The organism is Microbacterium sp. F2, assembly GCF_052274505.1.
Taxonomy (GTDB): domain Bacteria; phylum Actinomycetota; class Actinomycetes; order Actinomycetales; family Microbacteriaceae; genus Microbacterium.
In genome coordinates this window covers 36,595-60,254 of sequence record NZ_JBNVBV010000004.1, presented here as the reverse complement: position 1 = coordinate 60,254, position 23,660 = coordinate 36,595, and the positions used below count along the sequence as shown (strand labels likewise).

The following is a 23,660-nucleotide window of genomic DNA, read 5'->3' as shown; positions in this document are numbered from 1 at the left end:
GGCCCTCGCCGCCACCAGACGAACCCGAGAAGGAGCTGCGCCGATGTCGTCGTTCCTCTACCGCGTGGGCCGGTTCGCGGCCCGGCGTCGGTGGACCGTCATCGTCATCTGGGTGGCTGTTGTCGTTGGAGCCTCGGCACTGGCCGGAGTGCTTGGCAACCACCTCCAGTCGAGCTTCACCGTGCCCGGCACCCAGGCTCAGTCGGCACTGGATGCCCTGGAGCAGCGCTTCCCGCAGATCAGCGGCGCCAGCGCAAAGGTGGTCGTTTCCGCGCCCTCCGGCGGGCAGGTCTCGGCGAGTGAGGACCTGATCGCCACCGCCTGTGAAGACATCGCGGCCCTGGACGACGTGGTAGCAGTCACGTGCCCCTATGCCATGACCGCGAGCGGTTCGACGGCGGCCTCGGACGGCGCTGCCTCGCAGATCTCCGCCAACGGCGACATGGCGTTCATCGCCATGCAGCTCTCGGTAGCCGCGACCGACATCCCGGACTCGCTTGTCACCTCGGTGGCCCAGGCCACTGCACCACTCGCGGATGCTGGCCTCACCGTCGCGGTATCGGGACTCGCTGCGAGCGCGTCCTCGGGAGTCGACTGGACCGAGCTTGCCGGAATGGGCATCGCCTATGTCGTCTTGGCGATCACGTTCGGCTCCCTCATCGCCGCGGGGATTCCCCTGGTGACTGCCGCGCTCGGCGTCGGACTTGCCGCGAGCGCCATCACGATCGTCGGCGCCCTCGTACCGGTCTCTTCGACCGCCCCGGTCCTTGCGACGATGCTGGGCCTTGCGGTCGGTATCGACTACGCCCTCCTGATCACCTCCCGGCACCGCGACAACCTTCGGGAGGGCATGGATCCTCCCGAGTCGGTAGCGGTGGCCATCGCGACGGCGGGTACGGCTGTCGTGTTCGCGGGGATGACGGTCATGATCGCTCTCGTGGGACTCGGAGTGGCGGGGATTCCCTTCCTCACCGTCATGGGCCTCGGAGCTGCGGGCGCCGTGCTGACCGCGCTGTTGGTTGCTGTCACCCTGCTCCCGGCGATTCTTTCGCTGCTCGGGCGCCGCCTCATTCCACGAGGTCGGGCGGAGCGTCGCGCAGCTCGTCGCGGCGCGGAGCCGGCGCGCACGGCGCGGTGGGTGAAGATCGTCACGCGACAGCCGCTGCTGACCGCGCTCGGTGTCGCCGCGGTGCTCGCGGTGATCGCGATCCCGGCATCCGGGCTGCGTCTGACACTGCCCGATGCCGGCTACGACCCACCGGGCTCTGAAGCGCGGGTCGCCTATGACCTGCTCGACGAGGGCTTCGGCCCCGGTTTCAACGGGCCGCTGCTGGTCACCGCTGACATCTCTCGTACGCTGCAGATCGAGCAGGCTCTCACCGCTCTCGAGAATGCGTTCCAGGGCGTCCCTGGGATCGCCGCGGTCTCGCAGGCCTTCCCCAACGAAGCCCTGGACATGGCCGTCGTGACGATCACTCCCGACAGCTCCCCGTCCTCCGATCAGACAGCGCAGCTCGTGCAGACCCTGCGCGACCGTGCCGCGGCGTTCGAGGCGACGAACGGCTTCACCTATGAGATCACCGGCCAGACTGCCCTTGCCATCGACATCTCCGATCGCCTGGGCGCGGCGATGCTGCCGTTCGCGATCGTGGTCGTCGGGCTGAGCCTCGTGCTGCTGACCATCATGTTCCGCTCGATCGCCGTGCCGATCACCGCGACCTTCGGCTACCTCCTGACCGTGGGTGCGGGCCTGGGGATCGCCACCGTGGTGTTCGAGTGGGGGTGGGGCGCGTCTGTTCTCGGCGTCGGCAAGGTGGGCCCGGTGATCAGCTTCATGCCGATCCTTGTCATGGCGGTGCTGTTCGGGCTCGCGATGGATTATCACGTGTTCCTGGTGTCGCGGATGCGCGAGCGGTTCGTCAACACCGGCGACGCGCACACCGCTGTTTTGCAGGGGTTCTCCGCCTCCGCGCGGGTCATCACGGCCGCGGCGCTCATCATGTTCTCGGTCTTCTTCTCGTTCGTCCCCGGCGGCAACGCGATCATCCAGCCGATAGCGCTCGCCCTGGCCGTGGGTGTGCTCATCGACGCGTTCGTGGTGCGGATGACCCTCATCCCTGCGCTCATGGCTCTGTTGGGCGCCCGTGCCTGGTGGCTGCCGCGCTGGCTCGAGAAGGTCTTGCCGGATGCCGACATCGAGGGCGAGGCCGTGCGCCGGATGCTCGATCAGCGGACGTGGCGTGAGGCCGAGCGGGCGGTGCGCGGGAGCGGCATTCACGCACACGAGGCGACGTTCGGTGATTCAGCACCGCTCACCGTCGACCTGCCGGGGTCTGGAGTCCTCGTGGTCCATGGCCCCGAAGCCGCCGCCGTCTGTGCGGGGCTGTCTGGCCGGATTCCCGATGTCGGCGGTGACCTTGCGGTGGGTGGTCGACTCATTCCGTTCGAGAGAGAGCCCCTCTCTCGGGTCTCGGTTCTGGTTCCGGCGCTTCCCGCGCCCACGGACGCGAGCACTCTTGTCGAACATGTGCGGCGGCAGGTGCGCCTGGATGGCAGCCGCGGTGATCATCGTGATCGGGCACGCCGGGCGATCGAGCTGTGGGGCGAGCTGACGGGCGGGCCGAACGTGCTCGACGAGGTCGATGTGCCGATGGCGCGCCTGGACGAGCATCAGCGCTGGACGCTCGATGCCGCCGTCGCAATCGCATCGACGCCCGAGGTCACCGTTCTCGATCTGCAACGCCGAGCAGATCAGCCAGCGCTGCTGGGCCGCATCCTGCGCGCCGCGTCGCCCTCCACGACGCTCGTGGTCGCCGTCGGTGACGCGGTGGTCGAAGTGGCTGGTCACCTGGCACCTCACGGGCGTGCCGTGACTGTTCTCCGGGCAGACCGGTCAGCTGATGCTCCCGGCACGCAACACGCCAGCACGGAGGTCGTCGTATGACCGGGCTGTCGGGGCTTCTGGCCGGCGGTGGCCGAGGGCGTGCGATTGCGCTCGCGGTCTTCGCGATCCTCATCCCGCTGCTGGTCATGCTGACGCTGTTGCCGCGTCAGACCCAGGAACAGGTTCCCGTGGCGATCGTGAACCTCGATGTTCCGATCCAGAATGGGAGTACGCCCGTCGCCGCGGGCAAGCTCGTCACCGAGAACCTATTGACCGCGAGCGACGGGATCGCCTGGACCCTGACGGACACGACGACGGCAGATCAAGGACTCGCTGCGGGCACGTATCTCGCTGTCGTGACGATCCCAGCCGACTTCTCCCAGGACGTTGCGACCCTGGGAACTGATGCGCCGACGCAGGCTTCGCTGAGCGTACAGACGAGCACCCGCCACGGGTATCTGTCCGGAGTGCTGGCTGAGGCTCTGGCAGCGGGGCTGCCGCGCGGAGTGGAAGCTCAGCTCACCTCGGGCTACGTGTCCGGCACGCTGGAAGCGTTCACGGAATTGCACACCGGCATCGGTCAAGCCGCTGACGGCGCGAGCGAGCTCGTGGGGGGCATCGCTGATGCTGCCGGGGGAGCCGGGGTTCTCGCCCAGGGGCAGCGAGAGCTCGTCTCGGGGCTCGAGGGCATCGGAACAGTTCTTCGCGCCCTCCCGACGGGGGTCCGCGACCTGGGTGCGCTCAGCGCGGCAGCCGGGTCGGATGCCGCAGCTCTCGCGGGCTCGCTGGCCGGGGCTGCCATCGACGCCGAGGTGCTCTCACTCGCGCAGGATGCCGGAGTGGCAGACCTCGATGTGCTGGCCGCGCTGATCTCGGCTGATCCGACGGCACCAGCCGGCGACCTGCTTGATGACATCCTCGCGCTGCGGAGCGGCGCAGCCGCGGTCGCGTCGGACCTCCAGGATCAGGCGGGGGCGCTCGCCGGCGATGCGGCAGACGCCGCCGAACTTGCGGTCGGCGCCGACGCCGTGGCCGATCTTGCAGGACCGGCGGCATCGGCGCTCAGCCAGCTCTCGGCGGCTCAACAGGCCGCGGTGTCCGGCGCATCCGATCTCGCCGCCGGCACGGCAGAACTGGCTACCGGTCTCGACACCGCGGCTGGTGCCGCAGGTGAACTGGCGAGCGGCCTGGATGAGGCAGCCTCCAGCATCCCCAGCTACTCCAGTGCACAGCAGCAGAGCATCGCAAACACTGTGGCCTCCCCGATCGGGGTCACCACCGCGAGCATCGGTGGACCGGATTCTGCACTGGCGGCAGCGGTGGCGGCACTGGCTCCGGTGTCGCTGTGGCTGGGCGCGCTCGCGACCTTCCTGGTCGTTGCTCCCTTTGCGCGGGCGTCGCTGGTGACCCCTGCCACCTCCGCGCACATCGCCGCTGACGCTGCCTTGGTTGCCGTGGGAATCGCCGGCGTGCAGTCGGTGCTCGTCTGGCTGGGGGTTGCTGTCCTCGGTGTCGTCCCCGATCGGATCGCGGTGGCCTACGGGCTGACCCTTGCCGTCGCGGTGTCGTTCACGCTGTTCCACCAGGCCCTCACTGCCCTGTTCGGACGAGCTGGTCTCATCGTGTCGGTGCTCGCACTGGGCCTTCAGCTGGTAGCCGCGGGCACCCTGCAACCGGTGACCGAGGGGTCGCTGGCTGCCACGCCGTTCTCGATCCTGCCGCTGAGCGTTGCCCTGCAAGGCGCCGACGCTCTGGTGGGCGGCTCGCTGCACGAAGTGCTCGGGGCAGCCGTCGGTCTTCTCCTCTGGGCCGCCCTCGCCTTCGCAGGGACCGTGATCGGCGTGCGCCGTGCCCGCGCGCGGGCGGTCAACGCACTGCTTCCAGCGTGAGTGGGCGCGTCGATTTGCGGCGCCGAGGCCGAGATCGGTACTCTCGCGACATGCTTCCGGCACCGCACGACCTCGTCGCTTCCGCGACGGTGGTTCTCGTGCTGCGCCGACGTCTGGGCGGTCGCCGACTCTAGGCGACCCCGCTGCGTACTCGCGCGCGGCGGTGTCGCCACCTCCGGCTCTGTGCTTTCGATGCACGACGAACCCAGACAATAAGGTGGAATCCATGACCTACTCGGTCGCCGTCTCTGGCGCCTCCGGATATGCCGGCGGCGAGATCCTGCGGCTGCTGGCGCAGCATCCCGATATCGACATCCGCACCGTCACAGCCCACTCCAACGCCGGTCAGCCCCTCATCGAGCACCAGCCGCACCTGCGTTCGCTGTCTCACCTGACGCTGCAAGACACCACCCCGGAGATCCTCGCCGGCCACGACATCGTGTTCCTCGCCCTTCCCCACGGGCAGTCGGCGCAGTACACGGACGCCTTGGGCGACGTGCCGTTGGTGATCGACGCCGGAGCCGATCACCGGCTGCGCGACGCCGCGGCGTGGGAGCAGTTCTACGGTGGCCCGCACCCCGAGGCGTGGACCTATGGTGTGCCCGAACTGCCCGCCCCTGGCGGCAAGATCCGTGAAAGCCTCCGGGGCGCGACGCGGATCGCTGCTCCCGGCTGCAACGCCTCGACGGTGAGTCTGTCCCTCGCGCCGGGTGTGGCTGCCGGGGTGATCGATCCGACCGACATCGTCAGCGTGCTCGCCGTCGGCCCGTCGGGTGCGGGCAAGAGCCTCAAACCTCACCTGCTGGCAAGCGAAGTGCTCGGCAGCGCGAACCCGTATGCGGTAGGCGGTACACACCGGCACATCCCCGAGATTCACCAGGCACTGCAAGATGCCGGGGCCACCGAGGTCCGCATCTCGTTCACCCCCGTCATCGTCCCGATGGCCCGCGGAATCCTCGCCACCTCGACGGCGCCGATTGTCCCGGGTGCGACGGATGCCGACATCCGTGCCGCCTGGGAGCAGGCGTACGCCGATGAACCGTTCGTCCACGTGCTCCCGGAGGGACACGTCCCGCGAACGGCGGATGTCGTCGGAGCCAATACGGCGCTTCTCGGCCTCGCGATCGATCGTGCCGCGGGTCGGGTCGTGGTCGTCGCCGCTGTCGACAATCTCGTCAAGGGCACGGCGGGCGCCGCTGTCCAGTCCATGAACATCGCGCTCGGCCTTCCCGAGGACCGGGCCCTCACCACGAACGGAGTGGCACCGTGACCGTCACCGCGCCCGCAGGGTTCGAAGCGGCAGGCGTTGCCGCTGGACTCAAGTCCACCGGCAAGCCGGATGTCGCCGTCGTGGTCAACCGTGGTCCACTCACTGTCGGTGCTGCGGTGTTCACGAGCAACCGCGCCAAGGCGAACCCGATCCTGTGGTCGCAGCAGGCCATCCAAGACGGCGTCGTCGAAGCCATCGTGCTGAACTCGGGCGGCGCGAACTGCTTCACCGGTTCGTTCGGGTTTCTGACGACCCACCTGACGGCCGAGCGCGCCGCCGAACTGCTCGGAGTGAGTGCTGGCGACATCCAGGTGTGCTCTACCGGGCTCATCGGCACCGGTGATCAGGTGTTCCGCGACAAGGTACTCGCGGGTACCGAGGCCGCGATCGGTGCGCTGTCTTCGGACGGCGGCGAGGATGCTGCCCGCGCGATCATGACGACAGACTCGCGGCCGAAGACCACCACCGTCACCGGTGACGGGTGGACGATCGGTGGAATGGCCAAGGGCGCCGGGATGCTGGCCCCCGGGCTTGCGACGATGCTCGTGGTCCTGACCACCGACGCCGTCCTGACCTCGGCAGAAGCCGACGAGCACCTGCGTGCCGCGACACGGGTGAGCTTCGACCGCCTCGACTCCGACGGGTGCATGTCAACGAACGATCAGGTGACCCTGATGGTCAGCGGCGCGAGCGGGGTCACGCCGACACCGGAGGCGTTCCGCAGCGCGCTCATCGCCGTCTGCACCGACCTCGCGACCCAGTTGCAGTCGGATGCCGAAGGCGCGAGCCACGACATCACGATCGAGGTGATCCACGCGGCATCCGAAGATGACGCGGTCGAGGTCGGCAGGTCGGTTGCGCGCAACAACCTCTTCAAGGCTGCCATCTTCGGCAACGACCCGAACTGGGGTCGCGTGCTGGCAGCGATCGGCACAACGGCTGCCGAGTTCGACCCCTACGCCGTGGATGTCGAGATGAACGGCATCCGGGTGTGCTCCAACGGGGGACCCGACCAGCCGCGGGAGCTCGTGGACCTTACTCCGCGGGCGACGAAGGTCGTCATCGATCTGAAGGTCGGCGACGCTTCAGCCACGATCTACACCAACGACCTCACCCACGACTACGTTCACGAGAACAGTGCCTACTCGTCATGACTGACCTACAAGAGACCACCCCCGATGAGGCAGCCGAGAAGGCAGCCGTCCTGATCGAGTCGCTGCCCTGGCTCAAGCGCTTTCGCGACCAGATCGTCGTCGTCAAGTACGGCGGCAACGCGATGGTCTCCGAAGAACTGCAGCGCACGGTCGCCGAAGACATTGCGTACCTCCGCTATGTCGGCGTCAAGCCGGTCGTCGTCCACGGCGGCGGCCCGCAGATCTCCCGGATGCTGGAGCGCCTCGACATCCCGAGCGAGTTCCAGGGCGGCTACCGGGTGACCAGTACCGAAGCGGTCTCCGTCGTCCGCATGGTGCTCACCGGCCACATCAACCCGCAGCTGGTCTCGAAGATCAATGCTCACGGCCCGTTCGCCACCGGTCTGTCGGGCGAAGACGCTGGCCTGTTCGGCGGCCGCCGCCGTGGGGTGGTCATCAACGGCGAAGAGGTCGATCTCGGCTCGGTCGGCGATGTCGTCCACGTGAATCCGACGGCAGTTCTCGACCACCTCGCCGCCGGTCGCATCCCCGTTGTGTCCTCGATAGCGCCCGACCTCGATCGGCCCGGGCACACGCTGAACGTCAACGCCGACGCCGCGGCAGCGGCGCTCGCTGTGGCGCTGAACGCCGCCAAGCTCGTCATCCTCACCGACGTTCCGGGGCTGTATGCCGACTGGCCGAACCGCGACTCGCTGGTCTCGCACCTGACCTCGACCGAACTGCGGACGATGCTCCCGACGCTGGAGTCGGGGATGGTCCCCAAGATGCAGGCATGTCTGGACGCCGTCGATGGGGGAGTCGACACGGCGGCGATCATCGACGGGCGCGTGCCTCACTCGCTCCTGATCGAAGTGTTCACCAGCAAGGGCATCGGAACCGAAGTGGTCAGCGCATGAGCGCAGTACTCCCCGAGACGAAAAGAGGCGCAATGAACGACGAGGCAGAGGCATCGACTCCGGCATCCTGGCAGCACGATGCCCGGCGCGACCTTCTTGCCAACGCCGGCGACCGCCTCGCCCTGTTCACCCGCGGCGAGGGCGCCTACCTCTGGGATGATGCGGGCAAGCGCTACCTGGACTTTCTCGCGGGCATCGCGGTGAACTCCCTCGGCCACGCACACCCGGCGTTCGTCGAGGCGGTTTCTGCTCAGGCCGCGACCCTCGCGCACGTGTCGAACTATTTCGCGACCCCGCCGCAGCTCGCCTTGGCGGCGAGGCTCAAGCGCCTCGCTGGCACGGGCGAGTCCGGCCGCGTCTACTTCTCGAACTCGGGAGCGGAGGCCAACGAAGCGGCGTTCAAGCTCGCCCGACTGCATGGCGGAGCCGACAGGCCACGCATCCTCGCTCTCACCGACGCCTTCCACGGCCGCACGATGGGCACTCTCGCCCTCACGGGCAAGCCGGCTATGCAGCAACCGTTCCTTCCGATGGTTCCCGGTGTTGAGCTCCTGGACTCGACAGTTGAGGCCCTCGAGGCTGCGATGGATGACTCGGTGGCCGCGCTCATCCTCGAACCCATCAAGGGGGAGGCGGGTGTTCTGCCGCTCCCGGACGGCTACCTCGAGGCGGCCCGCGAGCTGACCCGGCGCCACGGCGCGCTTCTCATCCTCGATGAGATCCAGACCGGCGCTGGCCGCACCGGCGAGTGGTTCGCGTTCCAGCACACCGGCATCACCCCGGATGCCATCACCGTTGCCAAGGGCATCGGGGGCGGGTTCCCGATCGGTGCGCTCATCACGTACGGTGCGGCGAGCGACCTGTTCTACCCCGGCACCCACGGTTCGACGTTCGGCGGTAACGCGCTGGCCACCGCGGTTGCCGGGGCGGTACTGGAGGAGATCGAGCGCGCCGACTTGGTGAGCAACGCGCGCACGCGGGGCGCGCAGGTGCGAGACGGCATCCTCGCGATCGATTCCCCGCTGATTGCCGGATGCCGCGGGCAGGGCCTGCTTCTGGGCGTGGCTCTCTCGCGTCCCGTTGCGAAAGCAGTCGTCGCAGCGGCGCAGGAACACGGACTCATCGTCAATGCCGCCAACGATGAGACGATTCGGATCGCGCCGGCCCTTACGATCGGCGACGTTGAGATCGACGAGTTCTTGACCCTGTTCACCGCGTCCCTGGCAACCGTGACCGACGCCCTCCTGCTCGATGAGACCTCGCAGCCCGACGACAAGGAAGCCGCGCAATGACCCGCCACCTGCTTCGTGACGATGACCTGACCCCGACAGAGCAGGCGGAGATCCTCGCTCTTGCTGCGGAGCTGAAGAAGGATCGCTGGCAGGTCCAGCCGCTGGCGGGTCCGCAGACCGTCGCGGTGATCTTCGACAAGTCCTCGACGCGTACCCGTGTGTCGTTTGCCGTGGGCATCGCCGATCTCGGCGGGTCGCCGCTGATCATCTCGACGGCCAACAGTCAGCTGGGTGGCAAGGAGACCCCTGCCGACACCGCCCGCGTGCTCGAGCGGCAGGTCGCCGCGATCGTCTGGCGCACCTATGCGCAGGCCGGGCTCGAAGAGATGGCCGCCGGAACCCGGGTGCCCGTCATCAATGCGCTCAGCGACGATTTCCATCCGTGTCAGATCCTGGCCGACCTGCTCACGATCCAGGAGCACAAGGGTGAGCTGAAGGGTCTCACGCTGGCCTTCTTCGGGGACGGGCGCACGAACATGGGGCAGTCCTATGTGCTCGGCGGGGTCACCGCCGGGATGCACGTGCGCGTCGCCTCACCGGTGGAGTATGCGCCACGCGAGGATGTCGTTGCCGATGCCGACCGCCGGGCAGAGCAGACCGGTGGCTCGGTCGCGCTTTACACCGACCCCAACGAGGCTGCCGCCGGCGCAGACATCATCGTCACCGACACCTGGGTCTCGATGGGCAAGGAGGACGAGAAGCTGCAGCGGCTTCGCGACCTGACGCCGTACAAGGTGTCGCAAGAGCTCATGAGCCTTGCCAAGGACGACGCGATCTTCATCCACTGTCTGCCCGCCGACCGCGGGTACGAAGTGGATGCCGAGGTCATCGATGGTCCGCAGAGCGTCGTGTGGGACGAAGCCGAGAACAGACTCCACGCGCAGAAGGCGCTCCTGGTGTGGTTGCTGCAACAGCAGTAGCCGATCGGGTCGTCGGGAATCTCCGGCGCCTGGACGGGCCACCACGGATCCCGGGGCTCGACCTGGCCCGCGGACTCGCGGTGATCGGGATGCTCGCAGCCCACCTGTTCACGCTGCCCGAGATCGACTGGACCGATCCGGCGACCTGGGGCGGGATTGCCGGTGGTCGCTCATCGATTCTGTTTGCGACACTCGCCGGGGTCTCGATCTCGATCGTTACCACCGGCCCTCGCGCTCCCCGCGAACCCGGTCGGTGGCTGGCGTGGCGAGCGCTCGTGCTCTGGGTCATCGGTATCGCCCTCATCCTCACAGGCGTACCGGTGTACGTCATCCTGCCCGCCTACGCAATCCTGTTCGCCGCGGCGATCCCGTTCGTGCGCGTACGCACCGGGGCCCTGTGGATCTGGGCTGTCGCGGTGGCGACGGTCGTGCCATGGCTGCTTCCGCCAATCGAGGCGGCTTCGTTCTGGGACACGGCGCCGGGCGAGGCTCTGTTCCTCGTGACCGGATGGGCCTATCCTGCTCCGCTGTGGCTTGCGTTTCTGCTGGCCGGAATGGCGATCGGGCGCCTCGATCTCACGCGCGTAGCGGTGCTGTGGATCACCGCGGGCGTGGGCATGGCGGTTGCCGCGGTGGCAGAAACGCTCGCCGTCGTGCTTCCGGCCCCCGAAGATGACTATCTCGGCCAGGTGTGGCGAGCGAGCGAGCATAGCGGCGGCATCCTCGAGGTGTGGGGCTCGGGCGGGTTCGCGATCGCGATCATCGCGCTGTGCGTGCTGGTGTGCCGCACCGTCCTGCGAGCCCTCGTACTTCCGATCCGGACGCTGGGTGCCATGCCGCTGACGGCGTACTCCGCGCAGATCGTCGTCTGGGCGGTGTGGGCGTTCGTGGCGCTGGGAACGACCTCCGACCTCTTCGGGTTCCGCGCCCTGAACCCGTTCTGGCCGATGACCCTCGGGATCATCGCAGCCTGTCTCGTGTGGGCGCTGCTCCTTGGACGTGGTCCCCTCGAACGGCTGGTCGATCGGGTGTCGCGGCCGCGCGCGGATAGGCTGGCAGGATGACTGCGACGGGTGATGCAACGCACGATGGTGCCCTCTGGGGTGCGCGATTCGCTTCGGGCCCCTCGCCCGAGCTTGCAGCCCTGAGCGTCTCCACCCACTTCGACTGGGCGCTCGCCGCGTACGACATCCGAGGATCGCGTGCCCACGCATCGGCCCTCGAGGCCGCGGGCTATCTCAGCGCCGACGAAGCTGCCAGCATGCGCGTCGGTCTCGACGAGCTCGCGGCTGCCGTTGCCCGTGGCGACGTCGTTGCCCGGCCTCAGGACGAAGACGTCCACGGTGCGCTCGAGCAGGCGCTCATCGAGATCGTCGGTCCCGAGCTCGGCGGAAAGCTCCGGGCCGGACGCAGCCGCAACGACCAGATCGCAACGCTGGTGCGGATGTACCTCCTCGACCACACGCGGATGCTGGTGCGTGAGATCGTCCGTCTCATCGACGCCATCGTCGCCCAGGCCGAGGCGCACCCCGCCGCCATCATGCCGGGGCGCACTCACCTGCAGCACGCGCAACCGATTCTGCTCGCGCACCACCTGCTCGCTCACGCGTGGCCACTCGTGCGCGACCTCGAACGACTTCGCGATTGGTCGGCGCGGGCGTCGGTGTCGCCGTACGGCGGGGGAGCGCTCGCCGGATCGACCCTGGGTCTTGACCCCGCACTGGTCGCTGCAGAATTGGGGCTCTCTCGGCCCGCAGAGAACTCTCTGGACGGTACCGCGGCGCGCGACGTCGTCGCCGAGTTCGCGTTCATTGCCGCCCAGATCGGCGTCGATCTGTCGCGCTTTGCCGAAGACATCATCGTGTGGAACACGCGCGAGTTCGGTTTCGTCACGCTCGACGACGGCTACTCGACAGGCTCGAGCATCATGCCGCAGAAGAAGAACCCCGATATCGCCGAACTGGCGAGGGGGAAGGCCGGCCGCCTGATCGGAAACCTCACCGGGCTGCTCGCGACACTCAAGGGTCTGCCCCTGGCGTACAACCGCGATCTGCAGGAAGACAAGGAGCCCATCTTCGATTCGGTGCGCACTCTCGAGACCGTCCTGCCCGCCTTCGCCGGGATGGTCGCGACCCTGCGCTTCGACACCGGCCGGATGGCGGAGCTCGCGCCGCAGGGCTTCTCACTTGCCACGGACGTCGCGGAGTGGCTCGTTCGAGAAGGTGTTCCCTTCCGGGATGCTCATGAGATCTCCGGGAAGCTCGTGCAGGCATGTGAGGCCCGTGGAATCGGACTCGAAGACGCCGACGATGACCTGCTGGCCGAGGTCTCGCCGCGGCTCACGCCGGGAGTTCGCGACGTGCTGACGATCGAAGGATCGGTTGCCAGTAGGACCGGCGCCGGCGGAACTGCTCCGGTGCGGGTCGCCGAGCAGCGCGCGGAACTGATTTCCCGCGTTCAGGACGCCGCGCACGCGCTGGGGCTGTGACGGGACTGATCGATCCCAAAAATCAGTTCCACGCTTATTATCTTGCTTCATAAGCGCTAGGCTGATTCCGTGACCATCGCGGTGATCGCTGACATCGTCGGATCCCGGCGCCTTGCCGACCGGGATGCTGCGCAGCGCGAGCTGGAGGCGACGATTGCGCGCGTCCACGCCGAACGGCCGACGGCGCTCGTGCCGCTGACGGCGACCTTCGCTGACGAACTCCAGGCGGTCTTCGCGGAGTTGGATCACGCGCTTGCGTGGCTGCTGCTGCTTCAGCTCGCGCTTCCCGAAGAGATCGAACTGCGCTTCGGGATCGGCATCGGCGCCGTGGGGGCCGTCTCGTCTGCAACCGGTCACATCTCCGACGGTCCCGGTTGGTGGTCAGCCCGGGACGCGGTCGAGGCCGTGCACCGGCTTCAGGATCGTGCCGTACCGCGCGCCCGGACGCGCGTTGTCGCAGCTCCGGGGGAGGATGCCGCCATGGCCGAGCGCGTCCGATCCGTCAACGCATACCTGCTTGTCCGCGATGAGATCGTCGGCGCGATGTCGCCGCGCACACGCCGCCTCGCCTACGGCCGCTGCCTTGGCCGCACACAACACGACCTCGCCGCACAGGAGGGGATCACGCAGTCGGCGGTCTCCCAGGCACTCGCCACCGGCGGTGCCGCAGGACTTGTTGCGGGATTCCAGATCCTGGACGGCGCGTCCGGATGATCGCCGCAGGCATTGTCCTCCTGGCGGTCGGCTGCCTCGACCTCACGCGGCGTTCGCTGATCGGGGTGTCTCGCGCCGTTGTTCTGGCGGTGCTCGGAGTGGCCCTTCTCGTCGCCTCGGCGGGCGCGGATGCCGCGGTCTGGAGCTTCGTTGCCGCCGGCGTAGCGGCGGTCTGGGCGCTGGCTACCCCGGATCGACGTGGCGGGCGTGCCGGCTTCTGGCCCGTCGCCCTCGTGGTGGCTGTCGCTGCCCTCTCCGTCGCGCTCCTGGGCGTCCGAGAAGACCAGGGGCCGCTTGGTGAGGTGTGGCCCTCCGGCTCGCCGCTCGGCGCAGTGAGCCTGGACGTCGCCGTCCTGGTCGTCGGCGCGCTCGTCTTCCTGCTCGAATCGGGCAATGTGATCGTGCGGATCGCGCTTCGGGACGGTGACGTGCCCGTAGAAGAACGTGCGTCCACACTCAAGGGCGGACGACTCATCGGTCCGATCGAGCGTGTGCTCGTCTTCGCACTCACTCTCACGGGCGCGTTCACGCTCCTGGCCGCGGTGCTCGCAGCGAAGGGGATCGTCCGCTTTCCTGAGATCTCTCGGGACGGAGAGGGCGGCATCCGCGCCGAGTACTTCCTCATCGGGAGCCTCGTGAGCTGGACGACCGCCCTCGCGGTGGCTTTCCTCGGCTGGTGGGGGAGCTCGATCTGACTCCCCGGTCAGCAGTGGGCGCGCTGCTAGCCTGAGAATCGTGGCAGAACTGACGACCGATTCCCCCGTCCGCGCGTTGGAGCCGGTGAATGATCCTTCGTTCGAATCGGTGTGGGACGAGATCGTCTGGCGCGGTCTGGTGCATGTATCCACCGATCAGGAGGCCTTGCGCGAGCTGCTGGGGGGCGAGCCGATCACGTACTACTGCGGGTTCGACCCGACCGCACCGAGCCTGCACCTGGGAAACCTCGTGCAGCTGCTGTTGCTGCGCCGTCTGCAGCTTGCTGGCCATCGCCCCCTGGGACTTGTCGGCGGGTCGACGGGGCTCATCGGCGATCCGCGACCGACGGCCGAGCGCACGTTGAACACGCCGGAGACCGTGCGGGAGTGGGTGACGCGGCTGCGCGCGCAGGTCGAGAAGTTCCTCAGCTTCGAGGGCGAGAACGCCGCCCGCATCGTCAACAACCTCGACTGGACCGCGCCGCTGTCGGCAATCGACTTCCTGCGGGAGATCGGCAAGCACTACCGGGTCGGCACGATGCTGAAGAAGGATGCCGTCAGCGCCCGACTGAACTCGGAGGCGGGGATCAGCTACACCGAGTTCAGCTACCAGATCCTGCAGGGAATGGACTTCCTGGAGCTCTACCGCACCTACGGGTGCGTGCTGCAGACCGGCGGCAGCGACCAGTGGGGCAACCTCACCAGCGGGGTGGATCTCGTCCACCATGTCGAGCATGTGGGAGTTCACGCGATCGGGACGCCGCTGATCACCAACAGCGACGGCACGAAGTTCGGCAAGAGCGAGGGCAATGCGATCTGGCTGGATGCCGCGATGTGCTCTCCGTACCGGATGTACCAGTTCTGGCTCAACACGGACGACGCCGACGTCATCACGCGGATGAAGATCTTCACGTTCCTCACCCGCGAAGAGATCGAGGAGTACGAACGACTCGTCGAGGTGGAGCCCTACCGTCGGGCAGCGCAGCGGCGGCTCGCTCTCGAGGTCACGACGACCGTGCATGGCGCAGAGGCGACGGCGGGAGTGATCGCCGCCTCCGAGGCCTTGTTCGGGCACGGTGATCTCACATCGCTGGATGCCGAGGTCCTTCGCACCGCGCTGGAGGAGTTGCCGCACGTGCAGGGGACGGTGGAGATGACCGTCGTCGAGGCGCTCGTCGCAACTGGACTTGTCACCAGTCTCTCCGAGGCTCGCCGTGCTGTCGCGCAGGGCGGAGTGTCGCTCGACGGCAACCGTGTCGACGACGACGGTGCACTGGTCACGGGCGGGCTGCCCGGGGGAGTGTCGGTGGTGCGCCGCGGAAAGAAGACGCTGGCCGGCGTCTTCGTTGACCCGCGTAAATCCGCGTGATGCGGCGCGACACGCCCGGGATGCGGCCAGGATTTGTCACGTTGTTCACATCCGCGTAATGTCTTACTTGTTCGCCCCAAAGGAGCGCGGTGAGGCTGAGAGCCTCCCCTCCTCAAGCAGTGAACCACCCCCCAACATCAAGACTCCTTGTGAGTCGCAGACCTCCGGGTCTACGATGGGGGATCCGCTCTTCGCGGTGGTCTTGTCGACCGCTCGAGCGAGTCTGAGACTCGCCGGACGCCGATTTGACAGCCACGGAGAAACGGATAAGATAGAGAAGTTGCCCTGCGGGGAGGTCGAGAGACCGAAAGCAGGAGCATCCGATCCTTGAGAACTCAACAGCGTGCACTTGTCAAATGCCAAAAAACCTCGATTCAGCTTCGGCTGAATGAGATTCCTTTGGATCAAAGTCCGGCACTTCGGTGCCGGCAACGGATAGTCAGCAATGACATCCCTTTGGTCAGATCAAACTCGCTGCTTCAGTCAATTTCCGGCTGATCGCAGCAAATTTCTTTCACGGAGAGTTTGATCCTGGCTCAGGATGAACGCTGGCGGCGTGCTTAACACATGCAAGTCGAACGGTGAAGCAGAGCTTGCTCTGTGGATCAGTGGCGAACGGGTGAGTAACACGTGAGCAATCTGCCCCTGACTCTGGGATAAGCGCTGGAAACGGCGTCTAATACCGGATACGAGCTGCGAAGGCATCTTCAGCAGCTGGAAAGAATTTCGGTCAGGGATGAGCTCGCGGCCTATCAGCTTGTTGGTGAGGTAACGGCTCACCAAGGCGTCGACGGGTAGCCGGCCTGAGAGGGTGACCGGCCACACTGGGACTGAGACACGGCCCAGACTCCTACGGGAGGCAGCAGTGGGGAATATTGCACAATGGGCGAAAGCCTGATGCAGCAACGCCGCGTGAGGGACGACGGCCTTCGGGTTGTAAACCTCTTTTAGCAGGAAAGAAGCGAAAGTGACGGTACCTGCAGAAAAAGCGCCGGCTAACTACGTGCCAGCAGCCGCGGTAATACGTAGGGCGCAAGCGTTATCCGGAATTATTGGGCGTAAAGAGCTCGTAGGCGGTCTGTCGCGTCTGCTGTGAAAACCCGAGGCTCAACCTCGGGCCTGCAGTGGGTACGGGCAGACTAGAGTGCGGTAGGGGAGATTGGAATTCCTGGTGTAGCGGTGGAATGCGCAGATATCAGGAGGAACACCGATGGCGAAGGCAGATCTCTGGGCCGTAACTGACGCTGAGGAGCGAAAGGGTGGGGAGCAAACAGGCTTAGATACCCTGGTAGTCCACCCCGTAAACGTTGGGAACTAGTTGTGGGGTCCATTCCACGGATTCCGTGACGCAGCTAACGCATTAAGTTCCCCGCCTGGGGAGTACGGCCGCAAGGCTAAAACTCAAAGGAATTGACGGGGACCCGCACAAGCGGCGGAGCATGCGGATTAATTCGATGCAACGCGAAGAACCTTACCAAGGCTTGACATATACGAGAACGCTGCAGAAATGTAGAACTCTTTGGACACTCGTAAACAGGTGGTGCATGGTTGTCGTCAGCTCGTGTCGTGAGATGTTGGGTTAAGTCCCGCAACGAGCGCAACCCTCGTTCTATGTTGCCAGCACGTAATGGTGGGAACTCATGGGATACTGCCGGGGTCAACTCGGAGGAAGGTGGGGATGACGTCAAATCATCATGCCCCTTATGTCTTGGGCTTCACGCATGCTACAATGGCCGGTACAAAGGGCTGCAATACCGCGAGGTGGAGCGAATCCCAAAAAGCCGGTCCCAGTTCGGATTGAGGTCTGCAACTCGACCTCATGAAGTCGGAGTCGCTAGTAATCGCAGATCAGCAACGCTGCGGTGAATACGTTCCCGGGTCTTGTACACACCGCCCGTCAAGTCATGAAAGTCGGTAACACCTGAAGCCGGTGGCCCAACCCTTGTGGAGGGAGCCGTCGAAGGTGGGATCGGTAATTAGGACTAAGTCGTAACAAGGTAGCCGTACCGGAAGGTGCGGCTGGATCACCTCCTTTCTAAGGAGCATCTGGCACCCTAGGGTGTCCAGGCGCCGGATCGAGACGAACGTTCTCGCCGGTTAGCTCATGGGTGGAACATTTGACGAGGTGTCGATCGAAGATCGCCCCGCTCAGTACGTCCTTCGGGACTGGAACCGCGGATCGTGAACGATCGACACATGCACGCTGTTGGGTCCTGAGGGACCGGATGCCGCGATAGCGGCAGCTGAACCTCAGGGCCTTTTCTGGCGGTCGCACAGCGACACGCGGGAGAGGTACCGCCCGTACTTTGAGAACTACACAGTGGACGCGAGCATCTTTTGAACTGATTTTTCAGTTCATATTGATGATCTTAAAGATCATTAATCAATTTCGAGTTGGACTTCGGTCCAAACCGATTCTTGATAAAACTCATGTGATTTCAAGTCTTTAAGAGCAAACGGTGGATGCCTTGGCATCTGGAGCCGAAGAAGGACGTAGCAATCTGCGATAAGCCTCGGGGAGTGGATAAGCACACTTTGATCCGAGGATCTCCGAATGGGGAAACCCCGCTGGGCGGCGTGCCGACCCAGTGACTCCCGCCTGAATATATAGGGCGGGTAGAGGGAACGTGGGGAAGTGAAACATCTCAGTACCCACAGGAAGAGAAAGCAACCGCGATTCCGTTAGTAGTGGCGAGCGAAACCGGAACAGGCTAAACCGAGTACGTGTGATATCCGGCAGGAGTTGCGTATTCGGGGTTGTGGGACTTTTCGTGCTGTTCTGCCGATCAGCAAGCGTTACAAGAAGGTATAGACGAATGGCATTGAAAGGCCAGTCATAGAGGGTGCCAACCCCGTAGTCGAAATGCCTCCCTTGGCGCGAGAAGTATCCCAAGTAGCACGGGGCCCGAGAAATCCCGTGTGAATCTGTCAGGACCACCTGATAAGCCTAAATACTCCCAGATGACCGATAGCGGACAAGTACCGTGAGGGAAAGGTGAAAAGTACCCCGGGAGGGGAGTGAAATAGTACCTGAAACCGTTTGCTTACAAACCGTTGGAGCAGTCCTAGCAGCTGTGACAGCGTGCCTTTTGAAGAATGAGCCTGCGAGTTAGCGATATGTGGCGAGGTTAACCCGTGTGGGGTAGCCGTAGCGAAAGCGAGTCTGAATAGGGCGATCCAGTCGCATGTCCTAGACCCGAAGCGAAGTGATCTATCCATGGCCAGGCTGAAGCGACGGTAAGACGTCGTGGAGGGCCGAACCCACTTAGGTTGAAAACTGAGGGGATGAGCTGTGGATAGGGGTGAAAGGCCAATCAAACTTCGTGATAGCTGGTTCTCTCCGAAATGCATTTAGGTGCAGCGTTGCGTGTTTCTTGCCGGAGGTAGAGCTACTGGATGGCCGATGGGCCCTACAAGGTTACTGACGTCAGCCAAACTCCGAATGCCGGTAAGTGAGAGCGCAGCAGTGAGACTGTGGGGGATAAGCTTCATAGTCGAGAGGGAAACAACCCAGACCACCAACTAAGGTCCCTAAGCGCGTGCTAAGTGGGAAAGGATGTGGAGTTGCTCAGACAACCAGGAGGTTGGCTTAGAAGCAGCCACCCTTGAAAGAGTGCGTAATAGCTCACTGGTCAAGTGATTCCGCGCCGACAATGTAACGGGGCTCAAGCACGCCACCGAAGTTGTGGCATTGACATTATTGGTAGGCCTTCGTGGTCCAGCCGTGTTGATGGGTAGGAGAGCGTCGTGTGGCCAGCGAAGCGGCGGTGTGAACCAGCCGTGGAGGCTACACGAGTGAGAATGCAGGCATGAGTAGCGAAAGACGTGTGAGAAACACGTCCTCCGAAAGACCAAGGGTTCCAGGGTCAAGCTAATCTTCCCTGGGTAAGTCGGGACCTAAGGCGAGGCCGACAGGCGTAGTCGATGGACAACGGGTTGATATTCCCGTACCGGCGAAGAACCGCCCCAATCAATCCAGTGGTGCTAAATGCCCGAATCCCTTTGTACGATCCCTTCGGGGTGAGGCATTGGGCCTAGCGCATGAACCCATGCTGGTGCGGTTAGCGTATTAACAGGTGTGACGCAGGAAGGTAGCCCAAGCCAGGCGATGGTTGTCCTGGTGCAAGTGCGTAGGCCGAGTGATAGGCAAATCCGTCACTCTTATGGCTGAGACACGATGCGGATAAAAAGTGGGTGATCCTATGCTGCCAAGAAAAGCATCGACGCGAGGTTCTAGCCGCCCGTACCCCAAACCGACTCAGGTGGTCAGGTAGAGAATACCAAGGAGATCGAGAGAATCGTGGTTAAGGAACTCGGCAAAATGCCCCCGTAACTTCGGGAGAAGGGGGGCCTTCGACGTATTAGGACTTGCTCCGAAAGCGTTTGGAGGCCGCAGAGACTAGTGGGTAGCGACTGTTTACTAAAAACACAGGTCCGTGCCAAGTCGCAAGACGATGTATACGGACTGACGCCTGCCCGGTGCTGGAAGGTTAAGAGGACCGGTTAGCCGCAAGGCGAAGCTGAGAATTTAAGCCCCAGTAAACGGCGGTGGTAACTATAACCATCCTAAGGTAGCGAAATTCCTTGTCGGGTAAGTTCCGACCTGCACGAATGGCGTAACGACTTCCCAACTGTCTCAACCGCGAACTCGGCGAAATTGCACTACGAGTAAAGATGCTCGTTACGCGCAGCAGGACGGAAAGACCCCGTGACCTTTACTACAGCTTGGTATTGGTGTTCGGTGTGGCTTGTGTAGGATAGGTGGGAGACTTTGAAGCAGGGACGCCAGTTCTTGTGGAGTCATTGTTGAAATACCACTCTGGTCACTCTGGATGTCTAACTTAGAACCGTAATCCGGTTCAGGGACAGTGCCTGGTGGGTAGTTTAACTGGGGCGGTTGCCTCCCAAAAAGTAACGGAGGCGCCCAAAGGTTCCCTCAACCTGGTTGGCAATCAGGTGGCGAGTGTAAGTGCACAAGGGAGCTTGACTGTGAGACTGACAGGTCGAGCAGGGACGAAAGTCGGGACTAGTGATCCGGCAGTGGCTTGTGGAAGCGCTGTCGCTCAACGGATAAAAGGTACCTCGGGGATAACAGGCTGATCTTGCCCAAGAGTCCATATCGACGGCATGGTTTGGCACCTCGATGTCGGCTCGTCGCATCCTGGGGCTGGAGTAGGTCCCAAGGGTTGGGCTGTTCGCCCATTAAAGCGGTACGCGAGCTGGGTTTAGAACGTCGTGAGACAGTTCGGTCCCTATCCGCTGCGCGCGTAGGAAGTTTGAGAGGATCTGACCCTAGTACGAGAGGACCGGGTTGGACGAACCTCTGGTGTGTCAGTTGTTCCGCCAGGAGCACCGCTGATTAGCTACGTTCGGGATGGATAACCGCTGAAAGCATCTAAGCGGGAAGCCGGCCTCAAGATGAGACTTCCATGCCTACGGGCGAGAGGCTCCCAGCAGACTACTGGGTTGATAGGCCAGATGTGGAAGCGTGGTAACACGTGCAGCTGACTGGTACTAATAAGCCGATGACTTGATAACACACCGTTTTTTGGTGCTTGCGTCCACTGAGTGGTTCTCGATGTACGGTCGAGAACCGCATGACAATGACTTTTGTTGTGCAGACTGAAACATCAATAGTGTTTCGGCGGCCATAGCGAGAGGGAAACGCCCGGTCCCATTCCGAACCCGGAAGCTAAGCCTCTCAGCGCCGATGGTACTGCAGGGGGGACCCTGTGGGAGAGTAGGACACCGCCGGACTTCTTTCACGAAATGGCCACCCATCGTTGGGTGGCCATTTCGCGTTAACGGGCCGTTGCATGGTGCATGCACGCCACTGTGGAAGGATCGGGCAGGACATGGCAGAGGACAACGCCGCTGAGGCGGATGATTCTTCGCGCGGCAGCCGAAACCAGAGGCCTTCACGTCCTCGGGGAGAGCGTGGGCCCGCCCGGGGTGGGCGTCCTGATCGTGCCGGTGGCGATCGACGCAGCGGGGCAGATCGTCAGCCCTCGCGCGATGCGGCCGGTCGTCGCTCTCCGAGCGGTGGCCGAGACGGCGCGTCGCGCTCGAGCGACGGGCGGCCACCGCGTTCCGACGACCGTGGCAGGCCACGCAGCACGGATCGTGACGGTGCGGGCAAACGCCCCTCGGGCGCCGGTCGGTCTTCTGAGCGCGGGCGTCCCGATCGTGCTGGGCGTCCGGATCGTCCGCCCCGTGTCGAAGACGATCGGGAGCGCGGGCCGGAGGTCCCCGAGGAGATCACGGCGCGAGATCTTGCGGCGCCGGCACGCAACGAGCTGAAGACCCTGAGCAAAGAGAACGCGGATGCCGTCGCTCGTCACCTCGCCATGGCGGCGCGGGTGATTGATACCGATCCGACGCTCGCGCACGCGCACGCACAGGCTGCGGTTAAGCGCGCAGGACGCATTGCTGTGGTTCGTGAGACGGCGGCGATCACTGCGTACGCGACCGGCGACTTTGCGCTCGCACTGCGTGAACTGCGTACTTACCGTCGTATCTCGGGCAGGGATGACCAGATCGCCCTGATGGTCGACAGCGAGCGCGGGGTTGGTCGGCCTGATCGCGCCCTGGAGGCCGGGCGAGCTGTTGACCGTGCCGCGCTCCCAGCGGGCGTGCGGGTCGAGCTTGCGATTGCGATGTCTGGTGCGCGTCTGGATCTCGGCGAGCCCGAGCGTGCACTGAGCGAACTCGATATTCCAGAGCTTGACCCAGACCGCGCGTTTGAGTGGTCGCCGGCGCTCTTTGCTGCGCGTGCGACAGTTCTGGAGGAACTGGGGCGCATCGAGGAAGCGCAGGAGTGGCAGCGGCGCGCGATCATCGCCGCTGACGCTCTGGATGTGGCAGCCGGCTACGCCGAGAGCGAAGAGCTGTTCGTCGAGGACATCGAACCCGAAGAGACGGTGCCTGCGGAGGAGCCCACCTCACCGGCTAACACCGGGAATCCGGCATCCGACCCGGAAAGTGGTGCCGACCGCCTCGACGGGCCCCGCTGATGGCGGTGTTCTCGCGTCGCCGCGCCTCGTCAACGCCGCTTGATGGGGTGGATGTGGTCCTGGCCGACCTCGACGGTGTTGTCTACGCCGGAGCCGGTGCGCTGCCGTGGGCAGTAGAGAGCCTGTCCGGGCTGGGACAACGGCGTCTGGGGTTCATCACCAACAACGCGTCCCGCACCGATGAGGCTGTCGCCGAGCACCTGCGGGAGCTGGGGCTTGCGGTGGAGGCATCTGACGTCGTCACGAGCCCGCAGGCTGCCATGCGCCTGCTTCGCAGTCGTGTCGAACCGGGTGCGACCATTCTCGTCGTCGGCGGGGAAGGTCTCGTCGTCGAACTCGAGAAGGCAGGATACGTCGTCAGCCGCAGCGCCGAGGACTCCCCGGCCGCCGTCGTTCAGGGATTTGCGCCTGATGTGGGCTGGAAGCAGCTGGCAGAGGCCGCCTTCGCGCTGAAGATTCCGGAAGACGAGGGTGGGATCCCCTGGATCGCGACGAACACCGACTGGACGATCCCGCAGGCGCGCGGCATTGCGCCGGGCAACGGTACTCTGGTATCAGCGGTTCACACCGCGGTCGGTCGCTTAGCGACGGTCGCGGGAAAGCCCGAAACCCCCATCTTCGAAGAAGCCGTCGCCCGGTTCGGCGCAGAGCATCCGCTCTTCATCGGAGACCGTCTCGACACCGACATCCTCGGTGCGTGCCGGGCGGGAATCGCCTCGGCCCTGGTGCTGACGGGTATCGATCGGCCCAAGCATGTGCTTGCAGCTCCGGCCGGATCGCAGCCGACCTTCATCCTCGGTGACCTTCGGGAGCTGTCGGAGCCCTACCCCGAGGCGGTGACCCGTGATGGGGTGACCGACGTGCGCGGCGCTCGGGTTCGCATTGATGGCCCGGACGTCGAGATCCTGGCGGAGGGAGAGCGCCCCATCGACCTGCTGCGCGCGGGAGCTGCGGCAATCTGGGGGACAGGGCGTGCGATCTTCGGGTTCCGTGTGCCCGAGCGCCTCTACGCGGATCCGTTCCACCGCCCCTGAACCCTCAGCTGGCTCGTTACGCGCGGGAGGTGCTGTCGCGCC

The 23,660-nt window shown here is 64.8% G+C and carries 15 protein-coding genes and 3 rRNA genes; all 18 read left to right on the top strand.

Translation table 11 applies throughout. The features are described from left to right. The first annotated feature begins 43 nt into the window (after nt 1-43). The 18 genes from ACQVDU_RS09280 to ACQVDU_RS09195 all read left to right on the top strand — a co-directional run bounded on the left by ACQVDU_RS09280 (nt 44) and on the right by ACQVDU_RS09195 (nt 23,618). Nucleotides 44-2,944, top strand: a complete 2,901-nt coding sequence (locus ACQVDU_RS09280; RefSeq protein WP_443476956.1) for an MMPL family transporter — start codon at nt 44-46, stop codon at nt 2,942-2,944. Next, nucleotides 2,941-4,773, top strand: a complete 1,833-nt coding sequence (locus ACQVDU_RS09275) for a hypothetical protein (RefSeq protein WP_443476955.1) — start codon at nt 2,941-2,943, stop codon at nt 4,771-4,773. Before ACQVDU_RS09280 ends, ACQVDU_RS09275 begins: the two co-directional genes overlap by 4 nt. 226 nt (nt 4,774-4,999) lie before the next feature. Beyond that, the gene (gene argC, locus ACQVDU_RS09270) at nt 5,000-6,043 is read left to right on the top strand and encodes an N-acetyl-gamma-glutamyl-phosphate reductase (protein ID WP_443476954.1); all 1,044 of its coding nucleotides are present in this window, start codon (nt 5,000-5,002) and stop codon (nt 6,041-6,043) included. Further along, nucleotides 6,040-7,197: a bifunctional glutamate N-acetyltransferase/amino-acid acetyltransferase ArgJ gene (gene argJ / locus ACQVDU_RS09265; RefSeq protein ID WP_300592717.1), complete on the top strand. Its 1,158-nt coding sequence runs from the start codon at nt 6,040-6,042 to the stop codon at nt 7,195-7,197. Before argC ends, argJ begins: the two co-directional genes overlap by 4 nt. After that, entirely contained in the window at nt 7,194-8,093 is a 900-nt protein-coding gene (gene argB, locus ACQVDU_RS09260) for an acetylglutamate kinase (RefSeq protein WP_292712125.1), read from the top strand. The genes argJ and argB overlap by 4 nt, the downstream gene beginning before the upstream one ends. A gap of 32 nt (nt 8,094-8,125) precedes the next feature. Continuing rightward, nucleotides 8,126-9,385, top strand: coding sequence for an acetylornithine transaminase (locus tag ACQVDU_RS09255; RefSeq protein WP_443477042.1), 1,260 nt, complete (start codon nt 8,126-8,128; stop codon nt 9,383-9,385). Next, nucleotides 9,382-10,305 (top strand): ornithine carbamoyltransferase, encoded by a 924-nt coding sequence (argF, locus tag ACQVDU_RS09250; RefSeq protein ID WP_300592726.1) that lies wholly within the window; start codon nt 9,382-9,384, stop codon nt 10,303-10,305. Before ACQVDU_RS09255 ends, argF begins: the two co-directional genes overlap by 4 nt. Continuing rightward, nucleotides 10,284-11,369, top strand: a complete 1,086-nt coding sequence (locus ACQVDU_RS09245; protein WP_443476953.1) for a heparan-alpha-glucosaminide N-acetyltransferase domain-containing protein — start codon at nt 10,284-10,286, stop codon at nt 11,367-11,369. The genes argF and ACQVDU_RS09245 overlap by 22 nt, the downstream gene beginning before the upstream one ends. Beyond that, nucleotides 11,366-12,793: an argininosuccinate lyase gene (argH, locus tag ACQVDU_RS09240; RefSeq protein WP_300592732.1), complete on the top strand. Its 1,428-nt coding sequence runs from the start codon at nt 11,366-11,368 to the stop codon at nt 12,791-12,793. Before ACQVDU_RS09245 ends, argH begins: the two co-directional genes overlap by 4 nt. A 69-nt stretch (nt 12,794-12,862) precedes the next feature. Continuing rightward, the gene (locus ACQVDU_RS09235) at nt 12,863-13,507 is read left to right on the top strand and encodes a SatD family protein (RefSeq protein WP_363496438.1); all 645 of its coding nucleotides are present in this window, start codon (nt 12,863-12,865) and stop codon (nt 13,505-13,507) included. Beyond that, complete coding sequence (locus ACQVDU_RS09230) at nt 13,504-14,202, top strand: hypothetical protein (protein WP_363496435.1); 699 nt, start codon at nt 13,504-13,506, stop codon at nt 14,200-14,202. Before ACQVDU_RS09235 ends, ACQVDU_RS09230 begins: the two co-directional genes overlap by 4 nt. A 40-nt stretch (nt 14,203-14,242) precedes the next feature. Then, nucleotides 14,243-15,571 (top strand): tyrosine--tRNA ligase, encoded by a 1,329-nt coding sequence (tyrS, locus tag ACQVDU_RS09225; RefSeq protein WP_363496432.1) that lies wholly within the window; start codon nt 14,243-14,245, stop codon nt 15,569-15,571. A gap of 513 nt (nt 15,572-16,084) precedes the next feature. Beyond that, nucleotides 16,085-17,606 (top strand): 16S ribosomal RNA (locus ACQVDU_RS09220). Nucleotides 17,607-18,007: 401 nt separating this feature from the next. Beyond that, nucleotides 18,008-21,109 (top strand): 23S ribosomal RNA (locus ACQVDU_RS09215). 102 nt (nt 21,110-21,211) lie between these two features. Then, nucleotides 21,212-21,328: ribosomal RNA gene (rrf, locus tag ACQVDU_RS09210) — 5S ribosomal RNA — on the top strand. The 16S, 23S and 5S rRNA genes sit together here, the layout of an rRNA operon. 126 nt (nt 21,329-21,454) lie before the next feature. Next, a complete protein-coding gene (locus ACQVDU_RS09205; RefSeq protein ID WP_363496429.1) occupies nt 21,455-21,871 on the top strand; it encodes a hypothetical protein in 417 nt (138 codons plus the stop codon). 59 nt (nt 21,872-21,930) lie between these two features. Then, nucleotides 21,931-22,584, top strand: coding sequence for a hypothetical protein (locus ACQVDU_RS09200; protein ID WP_443476952.1), 654 nt, complete (start codon nt 21,931-21,933; stop codon nt 22,582-22,584). Continuing rightward, entirely contained in the window at nt 22,584-23,618 is a 1,035-nt protein-coding gene (locus tag ACQVDU_RS09195) for an HAD-IIA family hydrolase (protein WP_443476951.1), read from the top strand. Before ACQVDU_RS09200 ends, ACQVDU_RS09195 begins: the two co-directional genes overlap by 1 nt. The last annotated feature ends 42 nt before the right edge of the window (nt 23,619-23,660 follow it).